This window comes from Pseudomonas fluorescens group sp. (assembly GCF_020093335.1).
GTDB classification, from domain to species: Bacteria; Pseudomonadota; Gammaproteobacteria; order Pseudomonadales; family Pseudomonadaceae; genus Aquipseudomonas; species Aquipseudomonas petroselini.
This window is the reverse complement of the sequence record NZ_JAIOKW010000060.1, coordinates 1-22,128: the sequence shown is the minus strand read 5'-3', so window position 1 is coordinate 22,128 and position 22,128 is coordinate 1. Positions and strand designations below refer to the sequence as shown.

The window sequence follows — 22,128 nt, the reverse complement described above, 5'->3', positions numbered from 1 at the left end:
CGCTAGCGGGGTGGGGCGGGTTGGAAGGTTCATGGCGCTACTGGGTCCTTACGCCTCGGGTGAGGGCATGCAGGCTCACGCGTTTTTATAAGACGTCGAACTTAACAAATTCCGTGCACCGTGATCGCGGAGATTGTCAGGGTGCTCGACCTTGCCACCTCGTATGCTTAGGCTGACCACCTTTCGATCCATCTGAGCCAGCCTTCATGTCCCGCGACAGCCTCGAACACAACCAGATCCCGGTCTACTTCGCAGCCGTGCTGCTGGCGGCCGTTCTCGGCCTGCTCGCCCCCTCATTTGCCCACAGCCTCAGCGCACTGGTCACGCCCGCGATCGCGGTGCTGATGTATGCGATGTTCCTGCAAATCCCGTTTCTGGACCTGCGTCAAAGCTGGGGCAACAAACGCTTCCTGTCGGCATTGCTGCTGGCCAACTTTATTCTCGTTCCGTTACTGGTGTGGGCATTGACCCAAAGCCTCGTGGGCCGTCCGGCGTTGCTCGTGGGCGCTTTGCTGGTGTTGCTGACGCCCTGCATCGACTACGTGGTGGTGTTTACCCACATCGGTAAGGGGGATTCGCGGTTGATGCTGGCGGCTACGCCGGTGCTGTTGCTGCTGCAGTTGGCGCTGTTGCCGATCTATCTGGGCCTGATGCTCGGCGCGCAATCCGAGGGGGTGGTCGAGGCGCGGCCGTTTATCGAGGCGTTCCTCTTGTTGATCGTGGCGCCGATGCTGCTGGCTGTGGTCACGACTGCGCTGGCGCGGCGATCATCGATTGCCAGTGTCTGGAACAGCGCCTGGGTGTGGCTGCCGGTGCCGGCGATGGCGCTGGTGCTGTTTGTGGTGGTCGGCTCGCAAATCACCTCTGTGGTGCGGGATATCAACCTGTTGCTGCCGGTGATCCCGGTGTACATCGGCTTCGTGTTGCTGGCGCCGCTGATGGGGGCGCTGGCGTCGCGGCTGTTTGCGCTTCCTGCGGTAACGGCGCGGGCGGTGACGTTCAGCGCGTCGACACGTAACTCGCTGGTGGTACTGCCCTTGGCATTGGCTTTGCCCGAGGATGTGCGCGGGTTGGCGGCGACGGCTGTGGTCCTGCAAACCCTGGTCGAGCTCATTGGGGAGTTGATTTACGTTCGGTTGATCCCGCAGTGGATATGGCCCGCAGGTCGGTAAACGCGGGAATGTTCAGGTCTGTTCAGGCGCTATTCAGCAGGACGGTCTGCACCATAAGTCGGCGTCCCTTACCTGACAGGTCAACCGATGGATCACCGCAGCCGTTTTCGCCTGGAATCACTGGGCATTTTTGTGTTCGCCCTATTGCTGTTCACCTTGGGAATCTGGGATCAGCAGCCCCAAGGATTTGACGGCCGCTGGGCGCTGTTCCTGCAAGAAATGTTTCGCCATGGTGCGAGTCTTTTCCCGACCACCTACGGGCAGCCTTACGCGGATTACCCCGGCACCGCGACCTTCTTCAGCTGGGTGTTTGCCCGGCTGTTTGGGGCGCCCAACCATCTGGCGAATGTGCTGCCCACCGCCCTGGCGTCCGCTGGGGTGGTGGCCGTGATCTATCGCTTGCTGGTTCCGGCTAATCGCCAGTGGGCGCTGCTCACGGTGTTGTTGACCTTGCTCACCACCCAACTGCTCGAAAAATCCCGCTCGGTGTGCCTGGACCAGATGGTGGCGTTGCTCTGTGTCGGCAGTTTCTACCTGCTGCACAGCGGTGGTCGCTGGAGGCGGCTTGCGGTATTCCCTCTGTTCATTCTGGGCTTCGCGATACGTGGGCCGTTGGGCTTGATCGAGGTCTGCGGCGTGGTGTGCGTGTATTGGGCGCTGGGCAAGCCTGGAGAGCGTGTGAAGCAGGTGCTGATCCACGGCAGCGTCGGTCTGGTGCTGTTGGCAGCCTGTTGGTGGTTGTTGATGAAGTTGGCGCGCATCAGCGGGGGTGACGCATTTGCCGATGAGGTGTTCAAGATGCAGGTGGGCGGGCGTCTCGATGAAATCGGCGAGCCGTTCTATTTCTACTTCCAGCTGAGCTTGTACCGCTACTTCCCGGTGGTGCCATTGGCGCTGGCCACAATGATTGCCCTGCGTCACCGCTGGCCCGAGCGGTTCGAGGGCACTCTGCACTTGGTGGCGCGGCTCGGCGCCTGCGGCTTGATGATCCTGCTCGGGCTGTCGGTGCCGCACTTCAAGCGCGCCTATTACATCCTGCCCATGGTGCCGATGTTTGCGGCTGTCGCAGCCTATGGGCTGCTGCAGGCGCAAGGGTGGCTCGCGGGCGTACGTCGATGCTACGAAGGGCTTGTCGCGGCGCTGCCGGCGTTGTGCGTGGTGGTGGTCTTTGTCTGTCGGCATGCCTGGCAGAAGCATGGCTATTGGCCAAACGTATCGTTGCCGTTGCTGATCGGCGTGCTGGTGGTGCTGCAAATGGCGGCGCTGGTCGCCTGGCGTCGGGTTGGCCGTTTGGTATGGCTCAGCCTGATTGCATTGGCGGCGCAATGGCTGCTGTTGGTGGCGGTGGTGGAGCCGGCCAAGGATCTGCAATTCGATACCCGGCAGTTTGTTGGCCAGGTAGAGGCGCTGCGTGCCGAGCAGCCGGGTCCGCTGGTGTTTATCAACCTGGGTCGGGACACTTGGGCGGTGCGCTACATGATGAACCTGGATCACGACGAGCAACCAGTCTTTATCGGCAGTAAAGCGCTTGAGCAACTGGGGGACTTGCCCCGACCGGCCTGGGTGATAGTGGCGCGTAAGGAAACTGCGCTGCTGTATGGAACGCCTCTGGAGCATCTGGCTCCAAGCTTTGAAGGGCGGTTGAACGACAACCCGCTGATGGTGTTTTTGCTGAAATGAATCAGCCAGTTGCTGTATGTTCGGCCAGCTGAGTGACCGACTGGTCATTCAGTTGTGCTGTTTTTTCGCGTTGTCGTACTGGAAGCATCATGGATATGACGAAAAAGGACGTTAAGCGGCCTGACGGTGGCCACGTGATCGGCCGCTCCCGATTTGGCCGGTTGAGCATTTGCTTCGACGGTGGCTGCAGCTACCCGGCGATGATCAATGTGTTGAGGGCTGTCTTCAAGCGCTACGGGCGATTGGTGCGCTTTGGGGAGAGGCTGTCGGCGCAGGGTTGGATTGATCGGGTGGAGGCGCGGGGGTTTCAGATTTCCGATCAGGAGCGGGTGGCGGTGTTTACGTTGATGTGGGATCGGGGGTGAGCGATCCGCTAGGGCGAGGTTGAATCGCCTCAGGCGAGTGCCAGAGACCGAATCGAACCGCGATACACCCCTTCATGTCCGAACCGCTTGAAACCACAGGCTACTGTGACCTGCGCAAAATACACTGACGCACATTTTCAAGGATTGAAATGAAAGCCACATTGCTTGTGTTATCCGCCTTCGTGTTGCTCTACGGCTGCGCTACGCCGCTTACCTCCGACATGTCTAGTCCGTCGATTGCCGACACCAAAACGGTGGTGTTCGGCGGCAAGACGTTCGTCCTGAAATTCCAAAAACCGGGCTTGTGGGAGTATTTCCCCGCAGAGGAAAGCATCGATGCCTGGAATGAAATGGTGGACTTTACCGTCGTACCTCGCGAGATGAACCGCTTCAAACCCCTCGACCTCGCCAAGCGCGCCATCCAGCTTCACCAGCAAGAAAATCCGAACATGCCGGCGATCCTGCTGACCGACAATAAAACCGGAATCGATTATTCGATGATGTTTTATCCCGCATCATTGCGTAAAGACGGGCAATTCTCGGAAATCAGTTATTTCAAGTATTACAAGGACGGTACCACCGGGCAGACCATTATCTTTCACTTTGCCAGGAATATCCCAAGACCGAGCGATCCCTCGGAAAGTGCAATAGAGACGGGCCGGGAAATAGTGCCGCTGATAGAGGCATTCCCGCTGTATCGGCCGTAATGTCGTTGAGCGGACACAGAGCGCAGCTTGAAGGTCCAGAAACGAAAAAACCCCTGAGACCTTGCGGAATCAGGGGTTTCGGTATTTGGTGCCCAGAGACGGAATCGAACCGCCGACACGGGGATTTTCAATCCCCTGCTCTACCGACTGAGCTATCTGGGCAACGGGGCGCATTAAACGGGTTTTTCAGGGGGTCGTCAAGCAAGTTTTCAAAAAATATTTAATTATTACCGTCGCTTACGTGCCGATCCTGGTTTTTGATCAATTATTGAGCAGGCGGCACGTAGCCGTCGGCCTTGGCGTATTCCTCGCCGGAAAAGAACTTGTCCATCTCGCCCGCCAGGTATTTACGATCTTCGGCGTTCATCATGTTCAGGCGTTTTTCGTTGATGAGCAGGGTCTGGTGTTTCAGCCAGTCGCCCCAGGCTTTGGCGGAGACGTGATCGAAAATGTCCTGGCCCTTGGCGCCCGGATACGGAGGGCGCTCCAGGCCTGGCAATTCTTCTTTGTACTTGCGGCAGATAATGGTGCGGGTCATGACGAAACTCCTGCGTTCAATACGTCGGCCGCGCGCTTCAGCAGTTTTTTCACCGGGGCGGCAAGGCCCAGGCGCGGCGGGGTGGCGAGGTTATACCAGAGCCAGTCGGCCTCGGCCACGTGATGGGCGGATTCCTCGACCTGGACCAGCCAGGGTTCGATGGCGAGCTGGAAGTGGCTGAAGGTGTGGATCAGCCCCGGCAGTTCCTGTGGCTTGCCCAGTTCCAGCGCGTGCTGGTTGGCCAGGTGTTCGAGGTCTTGCAGGTCGTCCAGCTCGGGCAAACTCCACAGGCCGCCCCACAGGCCCGTGGAAGGGCGACGGTAAAGCAGGATCGCGCCCTCGGCATTGGCCAGCAGCGGCATCAGCGTGCGCTTCTGCGGGATGGTCTTGCGCGGCTTGGGGATCGGGTAGCGCGTCTCCAGGCCGAGCATGTGGGCTTCGCAGCCTTTTTCCAGCGGGCACAGCAGGCAGCTGGGTTTGCTGCGGGTGCAGAGCGTGGCGCCCATGTCCATCATCGCTTGGGTGTAGGCATTGACGCGATCATGCGGCGTGAAGCGTTCTGCGGTGGCCCACAGCTGCTTGGCCACCTTGGGTTCGCCGGGGTAGCCCTCTTGTGCGGTAAAACGTGCCAGTACGCGTTTGACGTTGCCGTCGAGGATCGGCGCACGCAGTCCCATGCTCAGGCTGGCGATCGCGCCGGCGGTGGACAGGCCGATGCCCGGCAGTTCGGTCAGCTTTTCGACGTCCCTGGGAAACTCACCACCGTACTCGGCCACGACAATCTTCGCGGTCTTTTGCAGGTTGCGCGCCCGGGTGTAGTAACCCAGGCCGGTCCACAGGTGCAGCACTTCGTCTTCCGGCGCGGCGGCCAGGGCTTCGACCGTCGGCAGCGAGGCCATGAATCGGTCGAAGTAATTGAGCACGGTGCTCACCTGGGTCTGCTGCAGCATGATCTCCGAGACCCACACCCGATAAGGCGTGATGCCCTGTTGCCAGGGCAGGTCATGGCGGCCGTGGCGGTCGTACCAATCGAGTACGGCCTCTGAAAACTGCTCGTTTCTCATCGCTTGAACAGGCCCTTCAAAGCGTCTTTAAGTTGCGGGTTCACCTTGTCGAGCTTCTCTTCCAGCTTGTCGCTGAGCTTGTTGCCGGCCGCCTTGATGGCGACCTGGGTCAAGCCGTCCTTGTCCAGGCGGCACGCCTTGGCGCCTAGTTCCAGCGGGCCACGGCAGCGCAGCGGCACTTCGATGCCCTGGAAGTTGGCGCCGACTTGGCAGGCGGGGTCCGGCGTATCACGCTGGTCGCCTTCGACTATGATGCCGACGCGGTAATCCATGCCCAAAACACGCAGGTCGACGTCGCCATTACCGTTGACGGTCAGGCCTGGGATGCGCACTTTCAGGTCGGGGTTGCTGGCGACCCCGTTGCGGAAGGTCAGGTTGCCCTTCAGCTCCTGGAACGGCGTGTCCTTGCCTTGCGGCGTGCTGCTCAAGGTCTTGCGGTTGAGCAAGGCGATGCCGGTGCACAGTTGCTGCTCAAGGTTGGCATTGAGCAGCACACCGTTGTTGATCACAAAACTGGCGGTGCCGTTGAGGCTGTCGATCAAGGCTTTCTGGCTGTTGCCACGGCCCGTGAGGTTGCTGTCGAGGGTGATCTGGCCCTTCACCGGCGGGGTTTGCCCCTGGGCTTGCAGGATGCGCTCGACCGGTACTTGCTTGATCCGGCTCTGCAGCGCCAGCACGGGAATGTCCTGGCGCACATCAAGGTTGCCGTTGGCCTGGAAGCTACCGTTGTAGAGACCGCCACTCAAGGTGTCGAGCTTGAGCTGACCATCAAGGCCGGAGGCTTTGAGCACCGCATTCTGGATCGGCAACTTGCTCAGGGTCAGTTGGCCGAACGCAAGGTCGGCATCCACGTCCAGCGTGCGCAGGCGGGTCAATGGCAATAGTTTGTCGGTGCTCCAGGCGCCTTTGGTCGGAGCATCGGGCAGCGGCGTGGTGCCGCCGGCGGCCATGGCCCCGGCTTCGCTGTTCTGTACTTCGGCCTGGCGTGCGGCCGCCGCACCCTTGGCCGATTCAGACTTGGCCGGCAGGTAGTTGTCGGCGTTGAAGGTGTCGCCCTTGAGCTGAACGCGCAGGGATTGCTTGGCGAAATCCTCCACGGCGACGCGACCGGTGAAGGTGCTGCCGTCGAGTTTCAGGTTCAGGTCTTCCAGGGCCACGCTGGTCGGCGTGCCCTTGAGGCGGCTGACCAGCTCGACCTTGCTCAGGCTGCCGTCGGCCATCGGCGGCAATGGGTGGCCGACGCTGTCGAGGAACTTGGCCAGGTCAAACTGGGCGATCGACAGGGCGCCGCTGAGCTGCGGAGTCTTGTCCAGGTCGTTGACCTTCAGTTCGCCCAACGCGCGCAGTTGGTTGGCCGACAGCTTCATGTTGGTCCATTCGGCGATATTGGCCGCCTGGTCCACCAGCAGCTGGCCCTGGGTGGAGAACGTCACGGTCTTGCCCTGCAGCGGCTCGCCCGTGGCTTCGCCGGTGATCTTCATGTCTTCAAGCTGATAGCGCTTGAGTGCCCGCTGGATCCGCAGGTTGCCGTTGAGCTCGGTCTTGACGCGCATCACCGGCTGGTTGCTGCCGAAGAAGGCGGTGAGTTTCACCGGAATGCTGGCGCCTTCGTGCACCGCACCGGCGCTCAGTTGAATGCTTTCGGCGCTGAACTGTTTGCCGGTCTGCTCATCGTTGTATTCAACGCGGGCGTTGTTGATGGTCAGGCTGTCGATGTCCAGGCGGATGGGTTTTGCCGGCTTTTCCGGTTCGGATTCGGCCGGCTGCTCAACCGAGCCAGGGCTGCCGACGCTCGCCTCAGTCACGTTCTTGCCGATGTCTTCCCAGTTGCCATGACCTTGCTTGTCACGGTTGAGGCGCAGGTTCAGGCCTTCGACACGCACGTCGCTCATCTGCACTTCGCGGCGCAGCAACGGCAGCACGCGCACCGAGAGGCCGAGCATCTGCAGGTCGGCGAACGGTTGGGTCGGCGCGGTCAGGGTTGCCACGCTGGCTTCGTGCAGTTCAAGGCCGAGCCACGGGAACAGGCTCCAGCCGATATCGCCATTGAGCGTCAGCTCGATGTGGGCCTTGTCGCGGGCAATCTGGCGAATCTCGTCTTTATAGTCGTTGGGATCGAAGAGATGGGTCAGGGCAAAACCCAGAGCCACAATGATCAGCAACAGCCCGAGAAGTACCAGACCCAGGATTTTGCCGAACGCTTTCATGGGCGAGTCCTTGTATGTCGATTTCAAAATTTAGCCGCAGAGTATAACGCCCGACGGCCTGCGTCAGTGCCCCGATCGTTACATTGTATCCAGGGGCGGGGAAAGCGGGTTTTTGGCGTCAAAAAACAGATTTCCTGAAAAAGGTGATGTCACTTTGGTTTTTCTGTCATCGACAGGTGCTAATCTCTGCACGTTCGTCCGCCTTCTGCGACCTAAGGTCGCGCCTAAAATGGAGCTTCACTCAACAAAACGGCCACGCTTTGCGTGCAAGGCCGAGGGAGAGAGCGCCTGACGGACACATACTAACAACTGGGGGAAACACCAATGAGCACTAGCACTGCGGCAGGTTCATCTGCTGCAAAGCCAGCGTTCCTGTCCAAGGAACGCATCATCGCCAAGCCCGGCTTCAACCGCTGGCTGGTTCCACCGGCCGCCCTGGCCATCCACCTGTGCATCGGCATGGCCTACGGGTTCTCGGTGTTCTGGCTGCCTCTGTCCAAGGCACTGGGTGTTACCAAACCGGTCGCCTGCGCGCCGGACATGAGCTTCATCGCCCAAGTCTTCTCGTCCCAATGCGACTGGCCCATCTCCATGCTGGGCTGGATCTACACCCTGTTCTTCATCTTCCTGGGCTGCTCGGCAGCGATCTGGGGCGGCTGGCTGGAACATGCCGGGCCACGTAAGGCCGGTGTTGTATCGGCGTTGTGCTGGTGCGGCGGGCTGCTGATTTCGGCCTTGGGTATCTATACCCACCAGATCTGGCTGATGTGGATCGGCTCCGGGGTCATCGGCGGTATCGGCCTGGGCCTGGGCTACATCTCTCCCGTGTCGACCCTGATCAAGTGGTTCCCGGACAAGCGTGGCATGGCCACCGGTATGGCGATCATGGGCTTTGGCGGCGGCGCGATGGTAGGTGCACCCCTGGCCGCAGCGTTGATGGGCCACTTTGCCACGCCGACCAGCGTGGGCGTATGGCAGAGCTTCCTGGTGATGGCGGCGATCTACTTTGTGTTCATGATCGGCGGCGCACTGTCTTATCGGGTTCCGCCGACCGGCTGGAAACCTGAGGGCTGGACCGCCCCGGCGAAAAAGGCCAGCAACGCGATGATCACCCACCGTCACGTGCACGTGAACGTGGCGTGGAAAACCCCGCAATTCCGCCTGGTTTGGTTGGTGTTGTGCCTGAACGTATCCGCCGGTATCGGCATCCTCGGCATGGCTTCGCCGCTGCTGCAGGAAGTGTTCGGCGGCAAATTGCTGGGTGTTGATGTGCCGTTCGGTCAACTGGATGCCGGTCAACTGGCCTCCATCGCGGCCATCGCGGCAGGTTTCACCGGTCTGTTGAGCCTGTTCAACATCGGCGGCCGCTTCTTCTGGGCGTCGTTCTCCGACTACCTGGGCCGTAAAAACACCTATTTCGTGTTCTTCGCCCTGGGCTTTGCCCTGTACGCGCTGATCCCGAACCTGGGGCACCTGGGCAACGTGGCGCTGTTCGTGGCGGCGTTCTGCATCATCCTGTCGATGTACGGGGGTGGTTTTGCGACCGTTCCTGCCTACCTGGCCGACCTGTTCGGTACGCAAATGGTCGGCGCGATCCACGGTCGCCTGCTGACCGCCTGGGCCGCTGCGGGCGTCTTGGGCCCGGTGCTGGTGAACTACCTGCGTGAATATCAGTTGAGCATCGGCGTTGAACGCGCGGCTGCCTATGACATCACCTTGTACATCCTCGCCGGCCTGCTGGTGCTGGGTTTCATCTGCAACCTGCTGGTTCGCCCGGTGGCGGACAAGTACTTCATGACCGATGCCGAATTGGCCGCCGAACAGGCGCTGGGTCATGACAAAGGGGCGGATGCCACCACTTCCCTGGAGTGGAAAGCCGCTTCCGGCACCGTGCCATTGGCCATCGCGGCCTGGCTGGTGGTGGGTATTCCGTTGGCGTGGGGTGTGTGGGTGACCTTGCAGAAGACTGCGGTTCTGTTCCACTGATTTAGATGCGCTCTGTGTGGCAGCCCGCTTGTTGTAGTGAGCGGGCTTGCCCCGCGCTGGGTTGCGAAGCGACCCAATGAAGCCACCTCGTTCTTTCAGTCAGCGCGCCGTGGCTGTTTCTGGGGTTGCTTCGCAACCCAGCGCGGGGCAAGCCCGCTCACCACACAAGCCTGCTCCCGCAGTTGTATGCACATGTCTATCTCCGACACTCCATCAGTCTTATCCCCTCCGATGTTTCTGTTTAGCGCCCGCGCCCCTATAATGGCTGCCTTTTTCGCCCAATGATTTTGCGGAGCTGGTGATGGCCGAACGTAAGGCGTCCGTCGAGCGCGACACTCTGGAAACCCAGATCAAAGCCTCGATCAACCTGGATGGCACCGGAAAGGCCCGATTTGATATCGGTGTACCTTTTCTTGAGCACATGCTGGACCAGATCGCCCGTCACGGGCTGATCGACCTGGATATCGTCAGCAAGGGCGACCTGCATATCGACGACCACCACACGGTGGAAGACGTAGGCATCACCCTCGGCCAGGCATTTGCCAAGGCCATCGGCGACAAAAAAGGCATCCGTCGCTACGGCCACGCCTATGTCCCGCTGGACGAAGCGCTGTCGCGTGTGGTCATCGACTTCTCTGGCCGCCCAGGCCTGCAGATGCACGTGCCCTACACCCGCGCCACCGTCGGCGGCTTCGATGTCGACCTGTTCCAGGAATTTTTCCAGGGTTTCGTCAACCACGCACTGGTCAGCCTGCACATCGACAACCTGCGCGGCACCAATACCCACCACCAGATCGAAACCGTGTTCAAGGCCTTCGGCCGCGCACTGCGCATGGCCGTAGAGCTGGACGACCGCATGGCCGGGCAAATGCCTTCGACCAAGGGCGTCCTGTAATGCAGACGGTCGCGGTTATCGATTACGGCATGGGTAACCTGCACTCGGTGGCCAAGGCCCTCGAGCATGTAGGCGCCGGCAAAGTGCTGATCACCAGCGATGCCAACGTGATTCGCGAAGCTGACCGGGTGGTGTTTCCCGGCGTTGGCGCGATTCGCGACTGCATGGCCGAGATCCGCCGCCTGGGCTTTGACAGCCTAGTGCGCGAAGTCAGCCAGGATCGTCCGTTCCTCGGCATCTGCGTAGGCATGCAAGCCTTGCTCGACAGCAGTGAAGAGAACGATGGCGTCGACTGCATCGGCCTGTTCCCAGGCCAGGTGAAGTTCTTCGGCAAAGACCTGCATGAAGACGGCGAACACTTGAAAGTCCCGCACATGGGCTGGAACGAAGTGCGCCAGAGCGTCGATCACCCGCTCTGGCACGAAGTGCCGGACATGGCGCGCTTCTACTTCGTGCACAGCTACTACATCGCCGCCGGTAAGCCGGGCCAGGTGGTGGGTGGCGGGCACTACGGCGTCGACTTCGCCGCCGCGCTGGCCGAAGGTTCGCGGTTTGCCGTGCAGTTCCACCCGGAGAAGAGCCATACCCATGGCCTGCAATTGCTGCAGAACTTCGCCGCCTGGGACGGGCGCTGGTAAATGGCCAGGAAGCCGAAGCAGCCGGTCTTGAACCTCACGCCCGAACAGGAGAGTGAGGCTACCCTCAAGATCAAGCGCTTCATGGAGGACCGCTTCGAGCTCAAGCTGGGCTCGTTCGAGGTCGCCGAAATTCTTGAGCTGTTCACCACCGAAGTGGCTCCGCACTATTACAACAGGGCGATTTTCGACACGCAGACGCTCCTTAAAGAAAGGTTCGAAAGCATCGAAAGCGACCTGTGGTCGCTTGAGAAACCCTGATTTCCCAAGCATTGCTGAATATCGAATAAGGTTTGCCAGATGCTGATTATTCCCGCTATCGATCTCAAGGACGGCGCCTGCGTACGTCTGCGCCAAGGCCGCATGGAAGACTCCACCGTGTTCTCCGACGACCCGGTGAGCATGGCTGCCAAATGGGTGGAAGGGGGCTGCCGTCGTCTGCATCTGGTGGACTTGAACGGCGCCTTCGAAGGCCAGCCGGTCAACGGCGAGGTGGTCACCGCGATCGCCAAGCGCTACCCGAACCTGCCGATCCAGATCGGCGGCGGTATCCGCTCGCTGGAAACCATCGAGCACTACGTAAAAGCCGGTGTGAGCTACGTAATCATCGGCACCAAGGCTGTGAAAGACCCGGCGTTCGTCGCCGAAGCCTGCCGCGCGTTTCCTGGCAAGGTCATCGTGGGCCTGGACGCTAAAGATGGTTTCGTCGCCACCGACGGTTGGGCCGAGATCAGCACCGTGCAGGTGATCGACCTGGCCAAGCAGTTCGAAGCTGATGGCGTGTCTGCCATCGTTTATACCGACATCGCCAAAGACGGCATGATGCAGGGCTGCAACGTGCCGTTCACCGCTGCGCTGGCCGCTGCGACCAAGATCCCGGTGATCGCTTCCGGCGGTATCCACAACTTGGGCGACATCAAGTCGCTGCTGGACGCCAAGGCCCCCGGCATCATCGGCGCCATCACCGGCCGCGCGATCTACGAAGGTACCCTGGACGTCGCCGAAGCCCAGGCTTACTGCGACGCCTACAACGGCTGAGGACTGACCATGGCGCTGGCCAAACGCATCATCCCTTGCCTGGACGTCGACAACGGTCGCGTGGTCAAGGGCGTCAAGTTCGAGAACATCCGTGACGCCGGAGACCCGGTGGAAATCGCCCGTCGCTACGATGAGCAGGGTGCCGACGAGATTACCTTTCTCGACATCACCGCCAGCGTCGATGGCCGCGACACCACCCTGCATACCGTCGAGCGCATGGCCAGCCAGGTGTTTATCCCGCTGACCGTGGGCGGTGGCGTGCGCACCGTGCAAGACATCCGCAACCTGCTCAATGCCGGCGCGGACAAGGTCTCGATCAACACCGCTGCGGTGTTCAACCCGGAGTTTGTCGGCGAGGCCGCGCAGCACTTTGGTTCGCAATGCATTGTGGTGGCCATCGACGCCAAGAAAGTCTCCGGCCCGGGCGAAACCCCGCGCTGGGAGATCTTCACCCACGGCGGCCGCAAGCCTACCGGTCTGGATGCGGTGGAATGGGCGATGAAGATGGAAGGCCTGGGCGCCGGTGAAATCCTGCTGACCAGCATGGACCAGGACGGCATGAAAAACGGCTTCGATCTGGGCGTGACCCGTGCCATCAGCGATGCGTTGGGTATCCCGGTGATCGCTTCCGGCGGCGTCGGCAACCTGCAGCACCTGGCTGACGGCGTGATCGAAGGCCACGCCAGCGCAGTGCTGGCGGCGAGTATTTTCCACTTTGGCGAATACACCGTCCCCGAGGCCAAGGCCTACATGGCGGCGCGCGGTATCGTCGTTCGCTAAACGCTGCTGGACACCATGGCAAGCGCGCGGCAATCTCTGCGCTTGCCATGGATTCCGGTAACCTTCATGTTCAAACACCTGCTGCTCGCCCTCGCCAGTACGTCGCTCCTGTTGGCTGGCCCTGGCCACGCCGATGAATCGTCTGACGCCTCCCTGGTGTTGCTGACGGAAAACTTCCCGCCCTACAACATGGCAAAAAACGGCAAGAATTTCGCCAAGGACGAGAACATCGAAGGCATCGCCGTGGACATCATGCGCGAGACCTTCAAGCGCGCCGGCATTTCCTACAGCCTCACCCTGCGTTTCCCTTGGGAGCGAATCTACAAACTCGCCCTGGAAAAACCCGGTTACGGCGTGTTCGTGATGGCCCGCCTGCCGGACCGTGAAGCGCTGTTCAAATGGGTCGGGCCTATCGGTCCCGACGATTGGGTGCTGCTGGCCAAGGCAGATAGCAAGATCCAGTTGAGCGACCTCGAGCACGCCCGTCGCTACAAGATCGGCGCTTATAAAGGCGACGCCATCGCCGAGACCCTGGAGAAGCAGGGCCTTAAGCCGATGGTGGTGTTGCGCGACCAGGACAACGCGCAAAAGCTGCTGGAGGGTCAGATCGACCTGTGGGCTACCGGCGATCCGGCCGGCCGGTACCTGGCTCGCCAGGTCGGTGTGACCGGGCTCAAGACGGTGCTGCGTTTTAACAGTGCTCAGCTTTACCTCGCGCTGAACAAGGACGTGCCTGATGAGCTTGTGGACAAGCTTCAAGCAGCGTTGAACCAACTGCGCAAAGAAGGGCGTGTTGACGAGATCATGGCGCGTTATCTCTAGTGGTCAACGTGGTTTGAGCAGGTCCACACGCAAGCCTGAAGGCTGGCCTGCCTGGTCGAATGCGTAGGTACAGATTTTTATCGGCTGGTTGTGCGTGGAAATAATCTGCGCGAACTTCTGATGCGGTGCATCGGGGGCCTGGTCCAGGGGAGGCATGCCGAAGAGGTCCTCTGCGTCATCGGATTCTTCCGTATCGCTGCGCTTGGGCGGCAGTGTCCGATAGCCTTCGGGTGCCAGGCAATCTGTTCGCTGAGCTGGGCCGAATTTGTAGGTGTAGCGGCTCATAAAGGGTGGCGCCAGGTTCCAGATAACGGTGTAGCGCTGCAAAAACTGCCTGTCGAGCACGATGCTGACATCTGGGGCGCGGGTCGCCGCCGGTTCAGCGAGTTCGACCGCCAGCGTCAAGGCATTGCGCATCGCGCTGTTGCTCACCGCCTGGTCTGATTCGACCCCCAGGATGCACAACAGATGCATGCCGGTTTGCGGACCGATGGGGTCCTTGATCGATGCGTTGTGGCTGTTGATCGGCGGGCTGTAATGCACGGGGTTTTCACATTCGCTGGCACGGCGTACGGCCTTGTAGCGATAGAGCCGGCTGGTGGTAGTAAATTCCAGGTTCCAGCTTGGCGTGATATTCCGGCCCTTGTCTCCGGGTCTTTTGACGAAATATTGTTGCAGCGGCTCAGGGCTGCTGAAGGTGATGGACGTCGCGGGGTAGAGGTTGCAGGTCTGCTCGTTGTCAGTCAGCACGCCCTCCACAAAACAGTGCTTGAGGAACACGACAGGACTGCCGTAGTTACTGTCGGCATGCCAACTCGCCTTGCCATCCCTCACCTCGCATGGTGCGTCGCGCTGACACTTTTTAGCTGCGGCCTGGCCGATGGTTGTACTGCTGAGAATGCCGAACAGCGTATTGGTGGCGCGATCCACCAGCGGTGCACCGAATGCGCCTGATTGCACGCCCTTGCACTGGTTTTTCATGGTTACGCGCCAGACAAAAGGTTGCTCCACCACCTCTTGAGAGGCCTGTTGAAGGCACGCTGACAGGTGCAGCGTGTTCCATTCAGGGACGATCAGAGCAAGAATCGGGCGTGCTTCGTCAGGTAGGTCCTCGGCCAGTTTCATCGGCTCGATGCCATTGCTGATCAAGGCGGACAGCGGAATATCGAGCTCGATGAGTGCCAGGTCGACGCCGTGGCTGCTACCCCACTTCAGGGTCTTGAGCGGGTAGGTCTTGAGCTGCTCCAACGTGTCATCAAAGTAGTTGAAGCTGATATGACCCTTGAGTACCTGGTCCTTGATGACGGCACCACTGACACGGTGAATGCAATGGCTGCTGGTGATGATGTAAGCCGGGCCGGAAATGCCTTGTTCATCGCGGGTATCCAGTAGGGTCGCGGTGCAGAGTGCCTTATCGTTGCGGATGCGGCCGATGCCGCTCCAGTGATTATGTTGTTGGTTGGCGTTGGTCAGCAGGCGTGGAGCGCTGGCGTTGGCCAGGCCTTCACCAAAGTCTTTGGACGCGCCCCATAGATACACAGGGCACGCAGTCAGCAGCGCGCAGATCAGCGCGGGATAAAGGGTTTTCATGGTCATCCTCGAATTGATGCGGGGCAGGCGTCAACTATCGAGGGGGCAACTGGCAGAGCGGGGGTAGTTATTTAGTCGGCGATGGGCGGTAGGTGCCATTTTTGCCGTGCCCGGCCATGGCCTGGTTGCCGCGTACGCTGATCATCAACTTGATATCAATCCAGTCGACGCCCTGGGCCTTGAGCTTGGGCAACTCGCGCTCCAGCACTGCCAGGGTTTGTGGATAAGGGTGGCCGATCATCACGGCCGAACCTTGTTTGTGTGCCAGCTTGATTGCGGTTTGCAACTGCGTGGTAATCGCCGCCTCGGTGCGCTCGTCATCGAGGAACACATCCCGCGAGACATGCGCCAGGCCGATCTTCTGCGCTTCGGCGGCGGCGACGGTTTGGGCGCTGGTGCGGCTGTCGACAAAGAACTTGTTGCGCCGTTGCAACTCGGCCATCAACCAGGCCATGGCGGCCGGTTGCGCCGTCATGCGGCTGCCCATGTGGTTGTTGATGCCGGCGGTATAGGGCACCGCCTGGAACGCGGCGTCCAGTCGCTTGCCAAGTTCTTCGATAGGCAATTCGGGGTGCCAGGCGAACGGCCCCGTGGCCGGGTCCATGGGCATGTGGAGGATCACGATCTTGCCGGCCTTGTGGGCTTCGCGGGCGAATTCGGCGGCGTGGGGCGTGTCGGGCATGATCGCCGTGGTCACCGGCCCGGGCAGGGCCAGCACGCGACGATCCCGGGGCAGGTTTTGCCCGAGGTCGTCGATGATGAGGGTCAGGTAGGCTTTTTGAGGCTCGCCGGCAGGCGTCGCGTGAGCGACGCCTGCCAGGCTGCACAGCACAGCGATGATCAGGGCAAAACGCATATCAACGGCTGCGGGTGATGCTCAAGCCCTTGAGCAGGCTAAGCGCCTGGGCCAGCTGGTAGTCATCGTCCTGCGGCATTGGCTTGGCTTTCTTGCCGCTGCCGGTCGGCTGGTCGGCGCCGCCGTTGCCATTGCCCAGGTGACCTTGCAGGTCAGCTTCCTTGTAGTACTCGCTGTCGATCTCGTTGGTGATCTTGGCCTTGCGCACCTCGATGTCCGGCACGATGCCTTGAGCCTGGATCGAGCGGCCGTTCGGCGTGTAATACAGCGCGGTGGTGATCTTCAGCGCACGCTCGTTGTTCAGCGGCAACACGGTTTGCACCGAGCCTTTGCCGAAGCTGGTGGTGCCCATCAGCACGCCGCGCTTCTGGTCTTGCAGAGCGCCCGCGACGATCTCCGACGCCGAAGCGCTGCCACCGTTGATCAGCACGGCCAGCGGTACGTTTTCGCTGAGGTCATTGCCGGTGGCCGAGAAGCGCAGCTCGGAGTTGGCGATACGGCCTTTGGTGTACACGATCAGGCCCTTGGTGATGAAGTGGTCGACCACTTCCACCGCCGACTGCAGCACGCCGCCAGGGTTGTTACGCAGGTCGAGCACGATGCCGCTGAGTTTCTTGCCGTTGTCCTTGCGCAGCTTGGCCAGCGCCTTGGCCACTTCGTCGCCGGTCTTGACCTGGAATTGGGTGATGCGGATGTAGCCGTAGCCCGACTCCAGCAGCTGGCTCTTCACGCTCTTGACCACAATGGTCGCGCGGGTCAGCGTCACGTCGAACGGGTTGCCGCCGTCGCGCACCAGGGTCAGGGTGATTTTCTGGCCGATCTTGCCGCGCATCTTGTCGACGGCTTCGGTCATGGTCTGGCCACGGGTCGGCTGGCCGTTGATCTTCACGATGAAGTCGCCGGCCTGGATGCCAGCCTTGGACGCCGGGGTGTCATCGATCGGCGAGACGACCTTGATGTTGCCGTCTTCGGCGCCGACTTCAATGCCCAGGCCGCCGAATTCACCGCTGGTGCTCTCCTGCAACTCGGCAAAATCTTCCGGGCCCAGGTAAGCGGAGTGCGGATCGAGGTTGCTGAGCATGCCCTTGATGGCATTCTCCAGCAGGGTCTTGTCATCTACGGGTTCGACATAAGCGGCCTTGATCCGGTCCATGACCTCGGCAAAGGTGCGCAGCTCGTCCAGCGGCAACGGCGCCTTGGTGGTTGCGGCCGTGGCAGCGGGTGCAGCCGGAGCGGCCTGGTCGGCGAATGCCAGAGGCGCGCCGATCACCAGGGCGATCGTCAAGGCCAGCGAAGTGAGGCGGGACAAATGCAGCATGTCGAACGAACTCCTAATGTAGATGCGACCCTATCCTTGGGATCTGCACCATTGTGCAGGATCGCTCGGGCGACCCTGCTGACGAATAGCGAAGTACAGCGCCGGGGTGTCCTGGCCACCACTGTTACCGACAGTGGAGATGGATTCACCGGCTTTTACAACATCACCTGCCGACTTGAGTAAAGTCTGATTGTGGCCGTAAAGGCTCAAATAGCCATTGCCGTGGTCAAGAATCACCAACAAACCGGCGCCCCGCAGCCAATCGGCAAACACGACACGGCCACCGTGAACAGCGTGGACCTGGCTGCCGGCGGAGGCGCTGATCATCACACCATCCCACTTGGCGCGGGTGTCATCGCCACGGGTTTCCCCAAAGCGTGCCAGTAATCGACCATCAACCGGCCATGGAAGTTTGCCGCGCGCTGAAGCAAAAGGGCCACCGAACGATTCGCCTGCGCTGGAAACCAGCGGGCCAGGGGCTGCATGCGCCGGTTTACGCGGTGCCGGGGCGTCCGAGGTGGCAGCCATCTCGGCCTCACGCTGGCGCTTTTTTTCGGCTTCCTGCTGGGCGATCAGCGCTTTTTGCCGCGCTTCTTCGGCCTCGCGTGCCTGGCGAGCCAGGGTTTCTTCGATGGTCTTGAGCACTTTGGCCAGGTCGGCCTGGTCCTGCTCGCGGGCCTGCAGCTTGGCGTCACGGGCTTTTACGTCGTCATTGAGCTTGGCCAGGGCGACCTGGCGCTCCTTGCGCACCTTGTCCAGCTCGTCGCGCTGGGCATTGAGGCTGTTTTTCTGGTCTTCCAGCTGCGATTGCTGGTTGGCGATTTCCTGTTCGACGTTGACCAACTGGCGCAAGGTCTCGTTGAAGCTTTTCAACTGCTCCATGCGGGCCTTGCTCAGGTAGTCGTAGTAGGTCAGGGTGCGCGCGAATTTTTCCGGGTTCTGCTGGTTGAGCAGCAGCTTGAGGTATTCCTGGCGGCCGTTCTGGTAGGCGGCACGGGCCTGGATAGCGATCAGGCGTTGCTGTTCAACGCGGGCGCTCTGGAGTTTTTTTTTCTCAGCGTCGAGTCGCTCCAGTTCCGACTCGCTCTTCTTTAATTCTTTTTGTAGCTCCTGGACCTGCTTCTCGAGCTTGCCCATCTCGGTTTCCGTACCGCGCAGGTCTTTCTGGACCCCGGATTTTTCTTCCTGGAGCTTGCCGAGCAGTTTTTTCAGCTCGGTAATGTCCTGACGCGTAGCGTCCAACTGTTGTTGGGTTTGTGCGCGCTCATCGGCAAACGCCGGTTGGAGCAGGCAGACAAGAGCAAGGGTAATCAAGGCGCGAAGCATAGAGGCGGGCGACACCAGGGAAAGGGACGGCCTAGTATGCCCGCCAAGCGCGGCAAAAAAAACGCCCAATTCGGGCTGGAAGGCAAGATAGGTGCCGAGCGGCGCTGGAATGGCGAAAAGATATCTACCAAACACAGAAGATCCAATGTGGGAGGGAGCAAGCCCCCTCCCACATTATTTTTCGGTGACGCTGGGAATCAGACCAGGATCGAAGTGCCCGTCATTTCCACCGGCTTCTCCAACCCCATCAGCATCAACATTGTCGGTGCCACATCCGCCAGCACGCCGCCATCACGTACTTTGAAGTCGCGCTTACCGACGTAGATGAACGGTACCGGCTCGGTGGTATGGGCGGTGTGGGCTTGCCCAGTGGATTCGTCGGACATCTGCTCGCAGTTGCCGTGGTCGGCAGTGATCAGTGCTTCACCGCCAACGTTCTCCAGGGCATCGACGATGCGGCCGACGCACAGGTCCAGGCATTCCACGGCCTTGGTCGCGGCTTCCAGGTTGCCGCTGTGGCCGACCATGTCGCCATTGGCGTAGTTGACCACGATCACGTCGTAACGCTGGTTGTCGATGGCGTCGACGATCTTGTCGGTGACTTCCGGCGCACTCATTTCCGGTTGCAGGTCGTAGGTGGCGACCTTTGGCGATGGGATCAGGATGCGTTCTTCGCCTGGGAACGGTTCTTCGCGGCCACCGGAGAAGAAGAACGTCACGTGGGCGTACTTCTCGGTTTCGGCGATGCGCAGTTGGGTCTTGCCGTTTTTCGCCAGGTAGTCGCCCAGCACGTTATCCAAGGTGCCGGCGGCAAAAGCGGCGGGGGCCGGGATGCTGGCGGCGTATTGGGTCAGGCCCACGTATTGGACTTTTGGCTGGCGGGCGCGCTCGAACTCCTTGAAACCATCTTCGACAAATACGCGGCTCAGCTCGCGTGCGCGGTCTGCGCGGAAGTTCATGAACACCACGGCGTCGCCGTCTTCGACCTTCACCGGCTCACCGATGGTGGTGGCTTTGACGAACTCGTCGCTTTCGCCACGGGCATAGGCGGCTTCAAGGCCTTCCTGGGCAGTGGCGGCGTGGAAGTCGGCCTGGCCGTCGACGATCAAGTTGTAGGCCTGGGAGACGCGGTCCCAGCGGTTGTCGCGATCCATGGCGAAGTAGCGGCCCACCAGGCTGGCGATACGGCCCTTGCCCAAGGCGGCGAACGTGGCGTCCAGCAGCTCGATGGAGGATTGCGCGCTTTTCGGCGGTGTGTCGCGGCCATCGAGGAAGGCGTGCAGGTAGATTTTGTCGGCGCCGCGCTTGAAGGCCAGTTCGGCCATGGCGACCAGGTGGTCCTGGTGGCTGTGGACGCCGCCATCGGACAGCAGGCCCATGAAGTGCACCGCTTTGCCGGCGGCGACGGCTTTATCGACCGCGGCGCAGATGGTTGGGTTCTCGAAGAACTCGCCGTCGCGGATCGCTTTGGTGACGCGGGTGAAGTCTTGATAGACCACTCGTCCGGCGCCGAGATTCATGTGACCGACTTCCGAGTTGCCCATCTGGCCGTCCGGCAGGCCCACGTCCATGCCCGAGCCGGAGATCAGGCCGTTGGGTACGGTGGCGGTCAAGCGGTCGAGTACGGGCTTCTTGGCCGCGTATACCGCGTTGTCGTGGTGGCTTTCACTGTGTCCGAAGCCATCGAGAATTATCAGGACCAAAGGTTTAGGCGTAGTAGTCATAGATCCTCTCGCGGCGGTAATAAAGGAAGACAATTGAAAAGGGAGTGGCAGTTTAAAGCGAAGTTCCGACCACGTCACCGCTTTACGGGGGTTGGCCCCCCCTGGCGGCTGTGTATACTTACCGCCATTTTAACGCCCTGGAACCTCCTTGATGGTTGATCACCTGATTGCATTTGCCACTGCCCACTATCTGCTCGTGGGTGCCTTCGTCATCCTGCTGGCGCTGCTGATTGCTCATGAAATGAGCCGTGGTGGCCGCAGCCTGAGCACGTCGGAGCTGACCGCGCTGGTCAACAAGGATGAGGCCGTTGTCGTTGATATCCGCCCGGCCAAGGATTTCGCCACCGGCCATATCGTCGGCGCCCTGAATATTCCACAGGACAAGCTGATCGCACGCCTGGCCGAGCTGGAAAAATACAAGGCCAAGACCATCATCCTGGTCGACGCCCAAGGCCAGCACGCCGGCACTCATGCGCGCGAAATGCTCAAGGCCGGTTTCACCGCCGCCAAGCTGTCCGGTGGCATCAGCAGCTGGCGCGGCGATAACCTGCCACTGGTGAAGTGATATGAGCCAGGTTGTCGTGTATTCCAGCGATTGGTGCCCTTACTGCATGCGGGCCAAGGCCTTGCTGGAGAAAAAGGGCGTTGCCTTCGAAGAAATCAAGGTCGATGGCAAACCCCAGGTGCGTGCCGAAATGGCCCAGAAGGCGGGGCGCACGTCCGTGCCGCAGATCTGGATCGGCGCCAAACACATCGGTGGCTGCGACGACCTGTTCGCCCTGGAGCGCGCGGGTAAACTCGATGCGCTGCTGCTCGTCTGACTCCCAACCCCTAAAAGACCCCAAGATCAAGGATCTGAGATGACTGACCAACAGAACACCGAAGCAGCAGAAGCCCAAGGCCCACAATTCTCGTTGCAGCGCATCTACGTGCGTGATCTGTCGTTCGAAGCGCCGAAAAGCCCGGCCATCTTCCGTCAGGAATGGACCCCAAGCGTTGCGCTGGACCTGAACACCCGCCAGAAAGCACTGGAAGGCGACTTCCACGAAGTCGTGCTGACCCTGTCCGTTACCGTCAAGAACGGCGAAGAAGTGGCCTTCATCGCTGAAGTGCAACAGGCCGGTATCTTCCTGATCCAGGGCCTGGACGAAGCATCCATGAGCCACACCCTGGGCGCGTTCTGCCCGAACATCCTGTTCCCGTATGCCCGCGAGACCCTGGACAGCCTGGTCACCCGTGGTTCGTTCCCTGCGCTGATGCTGGCACCGGTGAACTTCGATGCCCTGTACGCGCAAGAGCTGCAGCGCATGCAACAGGAAGGTTCGTCGACGGTTCAATAAGTCGACGCGGTAAAAATGTGGGAGGGGGCTTGCCCCCGATAGCGGAGTGTCAGTCACATAGATGTCGACTGGCACTCCGTCATCG

At 60.7% G+C, this 22,128-nt stretch carries 22 protein-coding genes and 1 tRNA gene; 14 read left to right on the top strand and 9 right to left on the bottom strand.

From position 1 onward, the window contains the following. Positions 1 to 206: 206 nt before the first annotated feature. The 4 genes from K7431_RS29655 (at position 207) to K7431_RS29640 (ending at position 3,924) form a co-directional block, all read left to right on the top strand. Positions 207 to 1,172, top strand: a complete 966-nt coding sequence (locus tag K7431_RS29655; protein ID WP_012721738.1) for an arsenic resistance protein — start codon at positions 207 to 209, stop codon at positions 1,170 to 1,172. 87 nt (positions 1,173 to 1,259) lie between these two features. Next, positions 1,260 to 2,852 carry an ArnT family glycosyltransferase gene (locus K7431_RS29650; RefSeq protein ID WP_012721739.1) on the top strand — a complete coding sequence of 531 codons (1,593 nt, stop codon included), beginning with the start codon at positions 1,260 to 1,262 and terminating at the stop codon, positions 2,850 to 2,852. An 89-nt stretch (positions 2,853 to 2,941) separates the two neighbouring features. After that, positions 2,942 to 3,217, top strand: a complete 276-nt coding sequence (locus K7431_RS29645; RefSeq protein WP_012721740.1) for a hypothetical protein — start codon at positions 2,942 to 2,944, stop codon at positions 3,215 to 3,217. Between the two features lie 149 nt (positions 3,218 to 3,366). After that, complete coding sequence (locus tag K7431_RS29640; RefSeq protein ID WP_012721741.1) at positions 3,367 to 3,924, top strand: hypothetical protein; 558 nt, start codon at positions 3,367 to 3,369, stop codon at positions 3,922 to 3,924. 86 nt (positions 3,925 to 4,010) lie between these two features. On the opposite strand, the gene K7431_RS29635 is transcribed toward K7431_RS29640, so the two are convergent. From K7431_RS29635 to K7431_RS29620, 4 genes are all read right to left on the bottom strand, one after another. Then, positions 4,011 to 4,086, bottom strand: a tRNA-Phe gene (locus tag K7431_RS29635). A gap of 103 nt (positions 4,087 to 4,189) precedes the next feature. Then, a complete protein-coding gene (locus tag K7431_RS29630) occupies positions 4,190 to 4,462 on the bottom strand; it encodes an oxidative damage protection protein (protein WP_012721742.1) in 273 nt (90 codons plus the stop codon). Next, positions 4,459 to 5,526, bottom strand: a complete 1,068-nt coding sequence (gene mutY, locus K7431_RS29625; protein WP_012721743.1) for an A/G-specific adenine glycosylase — start codon at positions 5,524 to 5,526, stop codon at positions 4,459 to 4,461. Before mutY ends, K7431_RS29630 begins: the two co-directional genes overlap by 4 nt. Beyond that, a complete protein-coding gene (locus K7431_RS29620) occupies positions 5,523 to 7,733 on the bottom strand; it encodes an AsmA family protein (RefSeq protein ID WP_012721744.1) in 2,211 nt (736 codons plus the stop codon). The genes mutY and K7431_RS29620 overlap by 4 nt, the downstream gene beginning before the upstream one ends. A gap of 324 nt (positions 7,734 to 8,057) precedes the next feature. Between K7431_RS29620 and K7431_RS29615 the strand changes: the two genes are divergently transcribed. From K7431_RS29615 to K7431_RS29585, 7 genes are all read left to right on the top strand, one after another. Beyond that, a complete protein-coding gene (locus tag K7431_RS29615; protein WP_012721745.1) occupies positions 8,058 to 9,719 on the top strand; it encodes an OFA family MFS transporter in 1,662 nt (553 codons plus the stop codon). A 301-nt stretch (positions 9,720 to 10,020) separates the two neighbouring features. Then, positions 10,021 to 10,614 (top strand): imidazoleglycerol-phosphate dehydratase HisB, encoded by a 594-nt coding sequence (hisB, locus tag K7431_RS29610; protein ID WP_003218037.1) that lies wholly within the window; start codon positions 10,021 to 10,023, stop codon positions 10,612 to 10,614. Then, a complete protein-coding gene (hisH, locus tag K7431_RS29605) occupies positions 10,614 to 11,252 on the top strand; it encodes an imidazole glycerol phosphate synthase subunit HisH (protein WP_012721746.1) in 639 nt (212 codons plus the stop codon). The genes hisB and hisH overlap by 1 nt, the downstream gene beginning before the upstream one ends. Then, complete coding sequence (locus K7431_RS29600) at positions 11,253 to 11,510, top strand: DUF2164 domain-containing protein (protein ID WP_012721747.1); 258 nt, start codon at positions 11,253 to 11,255, stop codon at positions 11,508 to 11,510. 39 nt (positions 11,511 to 11,549) lie between these two features. Next, entirely contained in the window at positions 11,550 to 12,287 is a 738-nt protein-coding gene (gene hisA, locus K7431_RS29595) for a 1-(5-phosphoribosyl)-5-[(5-phosphoribosylamino)methylideneamino]imidazole-4-carboxamide isomerase (protein WP_003187784.1), read from the top strand. A 9-nt stretch (positions 12,288 to 12,296) separates the two neighbouring features. Next, a complete protein-coding gene (hisF, locus tag K7431_RS29590; protein ID WP_003171107.1) occupies positions 12,297 to 13,067 on the top strand; it encodes an imidazole glycerol phosphate synthase subunit HisF in 771 nt (256 codons plus the stop codon). Between the two features lie 66 nt (positions 13,068 to 13,133). Continuing rightward, complete coding sequence (locus K7431_RS29585) at positions 13,134 to 13,889, top strand: substrate-binding periplasmic protein (protein WP_012721748.1); 756 nt, start codon at positions 13,134 to 13,136, stop codon at positions 13,887 to 13,889. Between the two features lie 3 nt (positions 13,890 to 13,892). On the opposite strand, the gene K7431_RS29580 is transcribed toward K7431_RS29585, so the two are convergent. The 5 genes from K7431_RS29580 to gpmI form a co-directional block, all read right to left on the bottom strand. After that, the gene (locus K7431_RS29580) at positions 13,893 to 15,479 is read right to left on the bottom strand and encodes a serine protease (protein ID WP_224265946.1); all 1,587 of its coding nucleotides are present in this window, start codon (positions 15,477 to 15,479) and stop codon (positions 13,893 to 13,895) included. Between the two features lie 67 nt (positions 15,480 to 15,546). Further along, complete coding sequence (locus K7431_RS29575) at positions 15,547 to 16,335, bottom strand: divergent polysaccharide deacetylase family protein (protein WP_012721750.1); 789 nt, start codon at positions 16,333 to 16,335, stop codon at positions 15,547 to 15,549. Between the two features lies 1 nt (position 16,336). Continuing rightward, complete coding sequence (locus K7431_RS29570; RefSeq protein WP_012721751.1) at positions 16,337 to 17,653, bottom strand: S41 family peptidase; 1,317 nt, start codon at positions 17,651 to 17,653, stop codon at positions 16,337 to 16,339. A gap of 30 nt (positions 17,654 to 17,683) precedes the next feature. Then, complete coding sequence (locus tag K7431_RS29565; protein WP_012721752.1) at positions 17,684 to 18,979, bottom strand: murein hydrolase activator EnvC family protein; 1,296 nt, start codon at positions 18,977 to 18,979, stop codon at positions 17,684 to 17,686. 197 nt (positions 18,980 to 19,176) lie between these two features. After that, positions 19,177 to 20,703: a 2,3-bisphosphoglycerate-independent phosphoglycerate mutase gene (gene gpmI / locus K7431_RS29560; RefSeq protein ID WP_012721753.1), complete on the bottom strand. Its 1,527-nt coding sequence runs from the start codon at positions 20,701 to 20,703 to the stop codon at positions 19,177 to 19,179. 151 nt (positions 20,704 to 20,854) lie between these two features. On the opposite strand from gpmI, the gene K7431_RS29555 reads away from it, so the two are divergent. Genes K7431_RS29555 through secB form a run of 3 tightly spaced genes read left to right on the top strand, consistent with a single transcriptional unit; the run spans position 20,855 to position 22,043 of the window. Next, complete coding sequence (locus K7431_RS29555; RefSeq protein WP_043204648.1) at positions 20,855 to 21,268, top strand: rhodanese-like domain-containing protein; 414 nt, start codon at positions 20,855 to 20,857, stop codon at positions 21,266 to 21,268. Position 21,269: 1 nt separating this feature from the next. Beyond that, positions 21,270 to 21,524 carry a glutaredoxin 3 gene (gene grxC / locus K7431_RS29550; RefSeq protein ID WP_010213876.1) on the top strand — a complete coding sequence of 85 codons (255 nt, stop codon included), beginning with the start codon at positions 21,270 to 21,272 and terminating at the stop codon, positions 21,522 to 21,524. Between the two features lie 39 nt (positions 21,525 to 21,563). Further along, the gene (secB, locus tag K7431_RS29545) at positions 21,564 to 22,043 is read left to right on the top strand and encodes a protein-export chaperone SecB (RefSeq protein ID WP_012721755.1); all 480 of its coding nucleotides are present in this window, start codon (positions 21,564 to 21,566) and stop codon (positions 22,041 to 22,043) included. Positions 22,044 to 22,128: the final 85 nt, after the last annotated feature.

Bases quoted from the DNA above. Each gene is read 5' to 3' on its own strand.
- K7431_RS29655 (WP_012721738.1), top strand. From the start codon at position 207: ATGTCCCGCGACAGCCTCGAACACAACCAGATCCCGGTCTACTTCGCA.
- K7431_RS29650 (WP_012721739.1), top strand. From the start codon at position 1,260: ATGGATCACCGCAGCCGTTTTCGCCTGGAATCACTGGGCATTTTTGTG.
- K7431_RS29645 (WP_012721740.1), top strand. From the start codon at position 2,942: ATGGATATGACGAAAAAGGACGTTAAGCGGCCTGACGGTGGCCACGTG.
- K7431_RS29640 (WP_012721741.1), top strand. From the start codon at position 3,367: ATGAAAGCCACATTGCTTGTGTTATCCGCCTTCGTGTTGCTCTACGGC.
- K7431_RS29630 (WP_012721742.1), bottom strand. From the start codon at position 4,462: ATGACCCGCACCATTATCTGCCGCAAGTACAAAGAAGAATTGCCAGGC.
- mutY (WP_012721743.1), bottom strand. From the start codon at position 5,526: ATGAGAAACGAGCAGTTTTCAGAGGCCGTACTCGATTGGTACGACCGC.
- K7431_RS29620 (WP_012721744.1), bottom strand. From the start codon at position 7,733: ATGAAAGCGTTCGGCAAAATCCTGGGTCTGGTACTTCTCGGGCTGTTG.
- K7431_RS29615 (WP_012721745.1), top strand. From the start codon at position 8,058: ATGAGCACTAGCACTGCGGCAGGTTCATCTGCTGCAAAGCCAGCGTTC.
- hisB (WP_003218037.1), top strand. From the start codon at position 10,021: ATGGCCGAACGTAAGGCGTCCGTCGAGCGCGACACTCTGGAAACCCAG.
- hisH (WP_012721746.1), top strand. From the start codon at position 10,614: ATGCAGACGGTCGCGGTTATCGATTACGGCATGGGTAACCTGCACTCG.
- K7431_RS29600 (WP_012721747.1), top strand. From the start codon at position 11,253: ATGGCCAGGAAGCCGAAGCAGCCGGTCTTGAACCTCACGCCCGAACAG.
- hisA (WP_003187784.1), top strand. From the start codon at position 11,550: ATGCTGATTATTCCCGCTATCGATCTCAAGGACGGCGCCTGCGTACGT.
- hisF (WP_003171107.1), top strand. From the start codon at position 12,297: ATGGCGCTGGCCAAACGCATCATCCCTTGCCTGGACGTCGACAACGGT.
- K7431_RS29585 (WP_012721748.1), top strand. From the start codon at position 13,134: ATGTTCAAACACCTGCTGCTCGCCCTCGCCAGTACGTCGCTCCTGTTG.
- K7431_RS29580 (WP_224265946.1), bottom strand. From the start codon at position 15,479: ATGAAAACCCTTTATCCCGCGCTGATCTGCGCGCTGCTGACTGCGTGC.
- K7431_RS29575 (WP_012721750.1), bottom strand. From the start codon at position 16,335: ATGCGTTTTGCCCTGATCATCGCTGTGCTGTGCAGCCTGGCAGGCGTC.
- K7431_RS29570 (WP_012721751.1), bottom strand. From the start codon at position 17,653: ATGCTGCATTTGTCCCGCCTCACTTCGCTGGCCTTGACGATCGCCCTG.
- K7431_RS29565 (WP_012721752.1), bottom strand. From the start codon at position 18,979: ATGCTTCGCGCCTTGATTACCCTTGCTCTTGTCTGCCTGCTCCAACCG.
- gpmI (WP_012721753.1), bottom strand. From the start codon at position 20,703: ATGACTACTACGCCTAAACCTTTGGTCCTGATAATTCTCGATGGCTTC.
- K7431_RS29555 (WP_043204648.1), top strand. From the start codon at position 20,855: ATGGTTGATCACCTGATTGCATTTGCCACTGCCCACTATCTGCTCGTG.
- grxC (WP_010213876.1), top strand. From the start codon at position 21,270: ATGAGCCAGGTTGTCGTGTATTCCAGCGATTGGTGCCCTTACTGCATG.
- secB (WP_012721755.1), top strand. From the start codon at position 21,564: ATGACTGACCAACAGAACACCGAAGCAGCAGAAGCCCAAGGCCCACAA.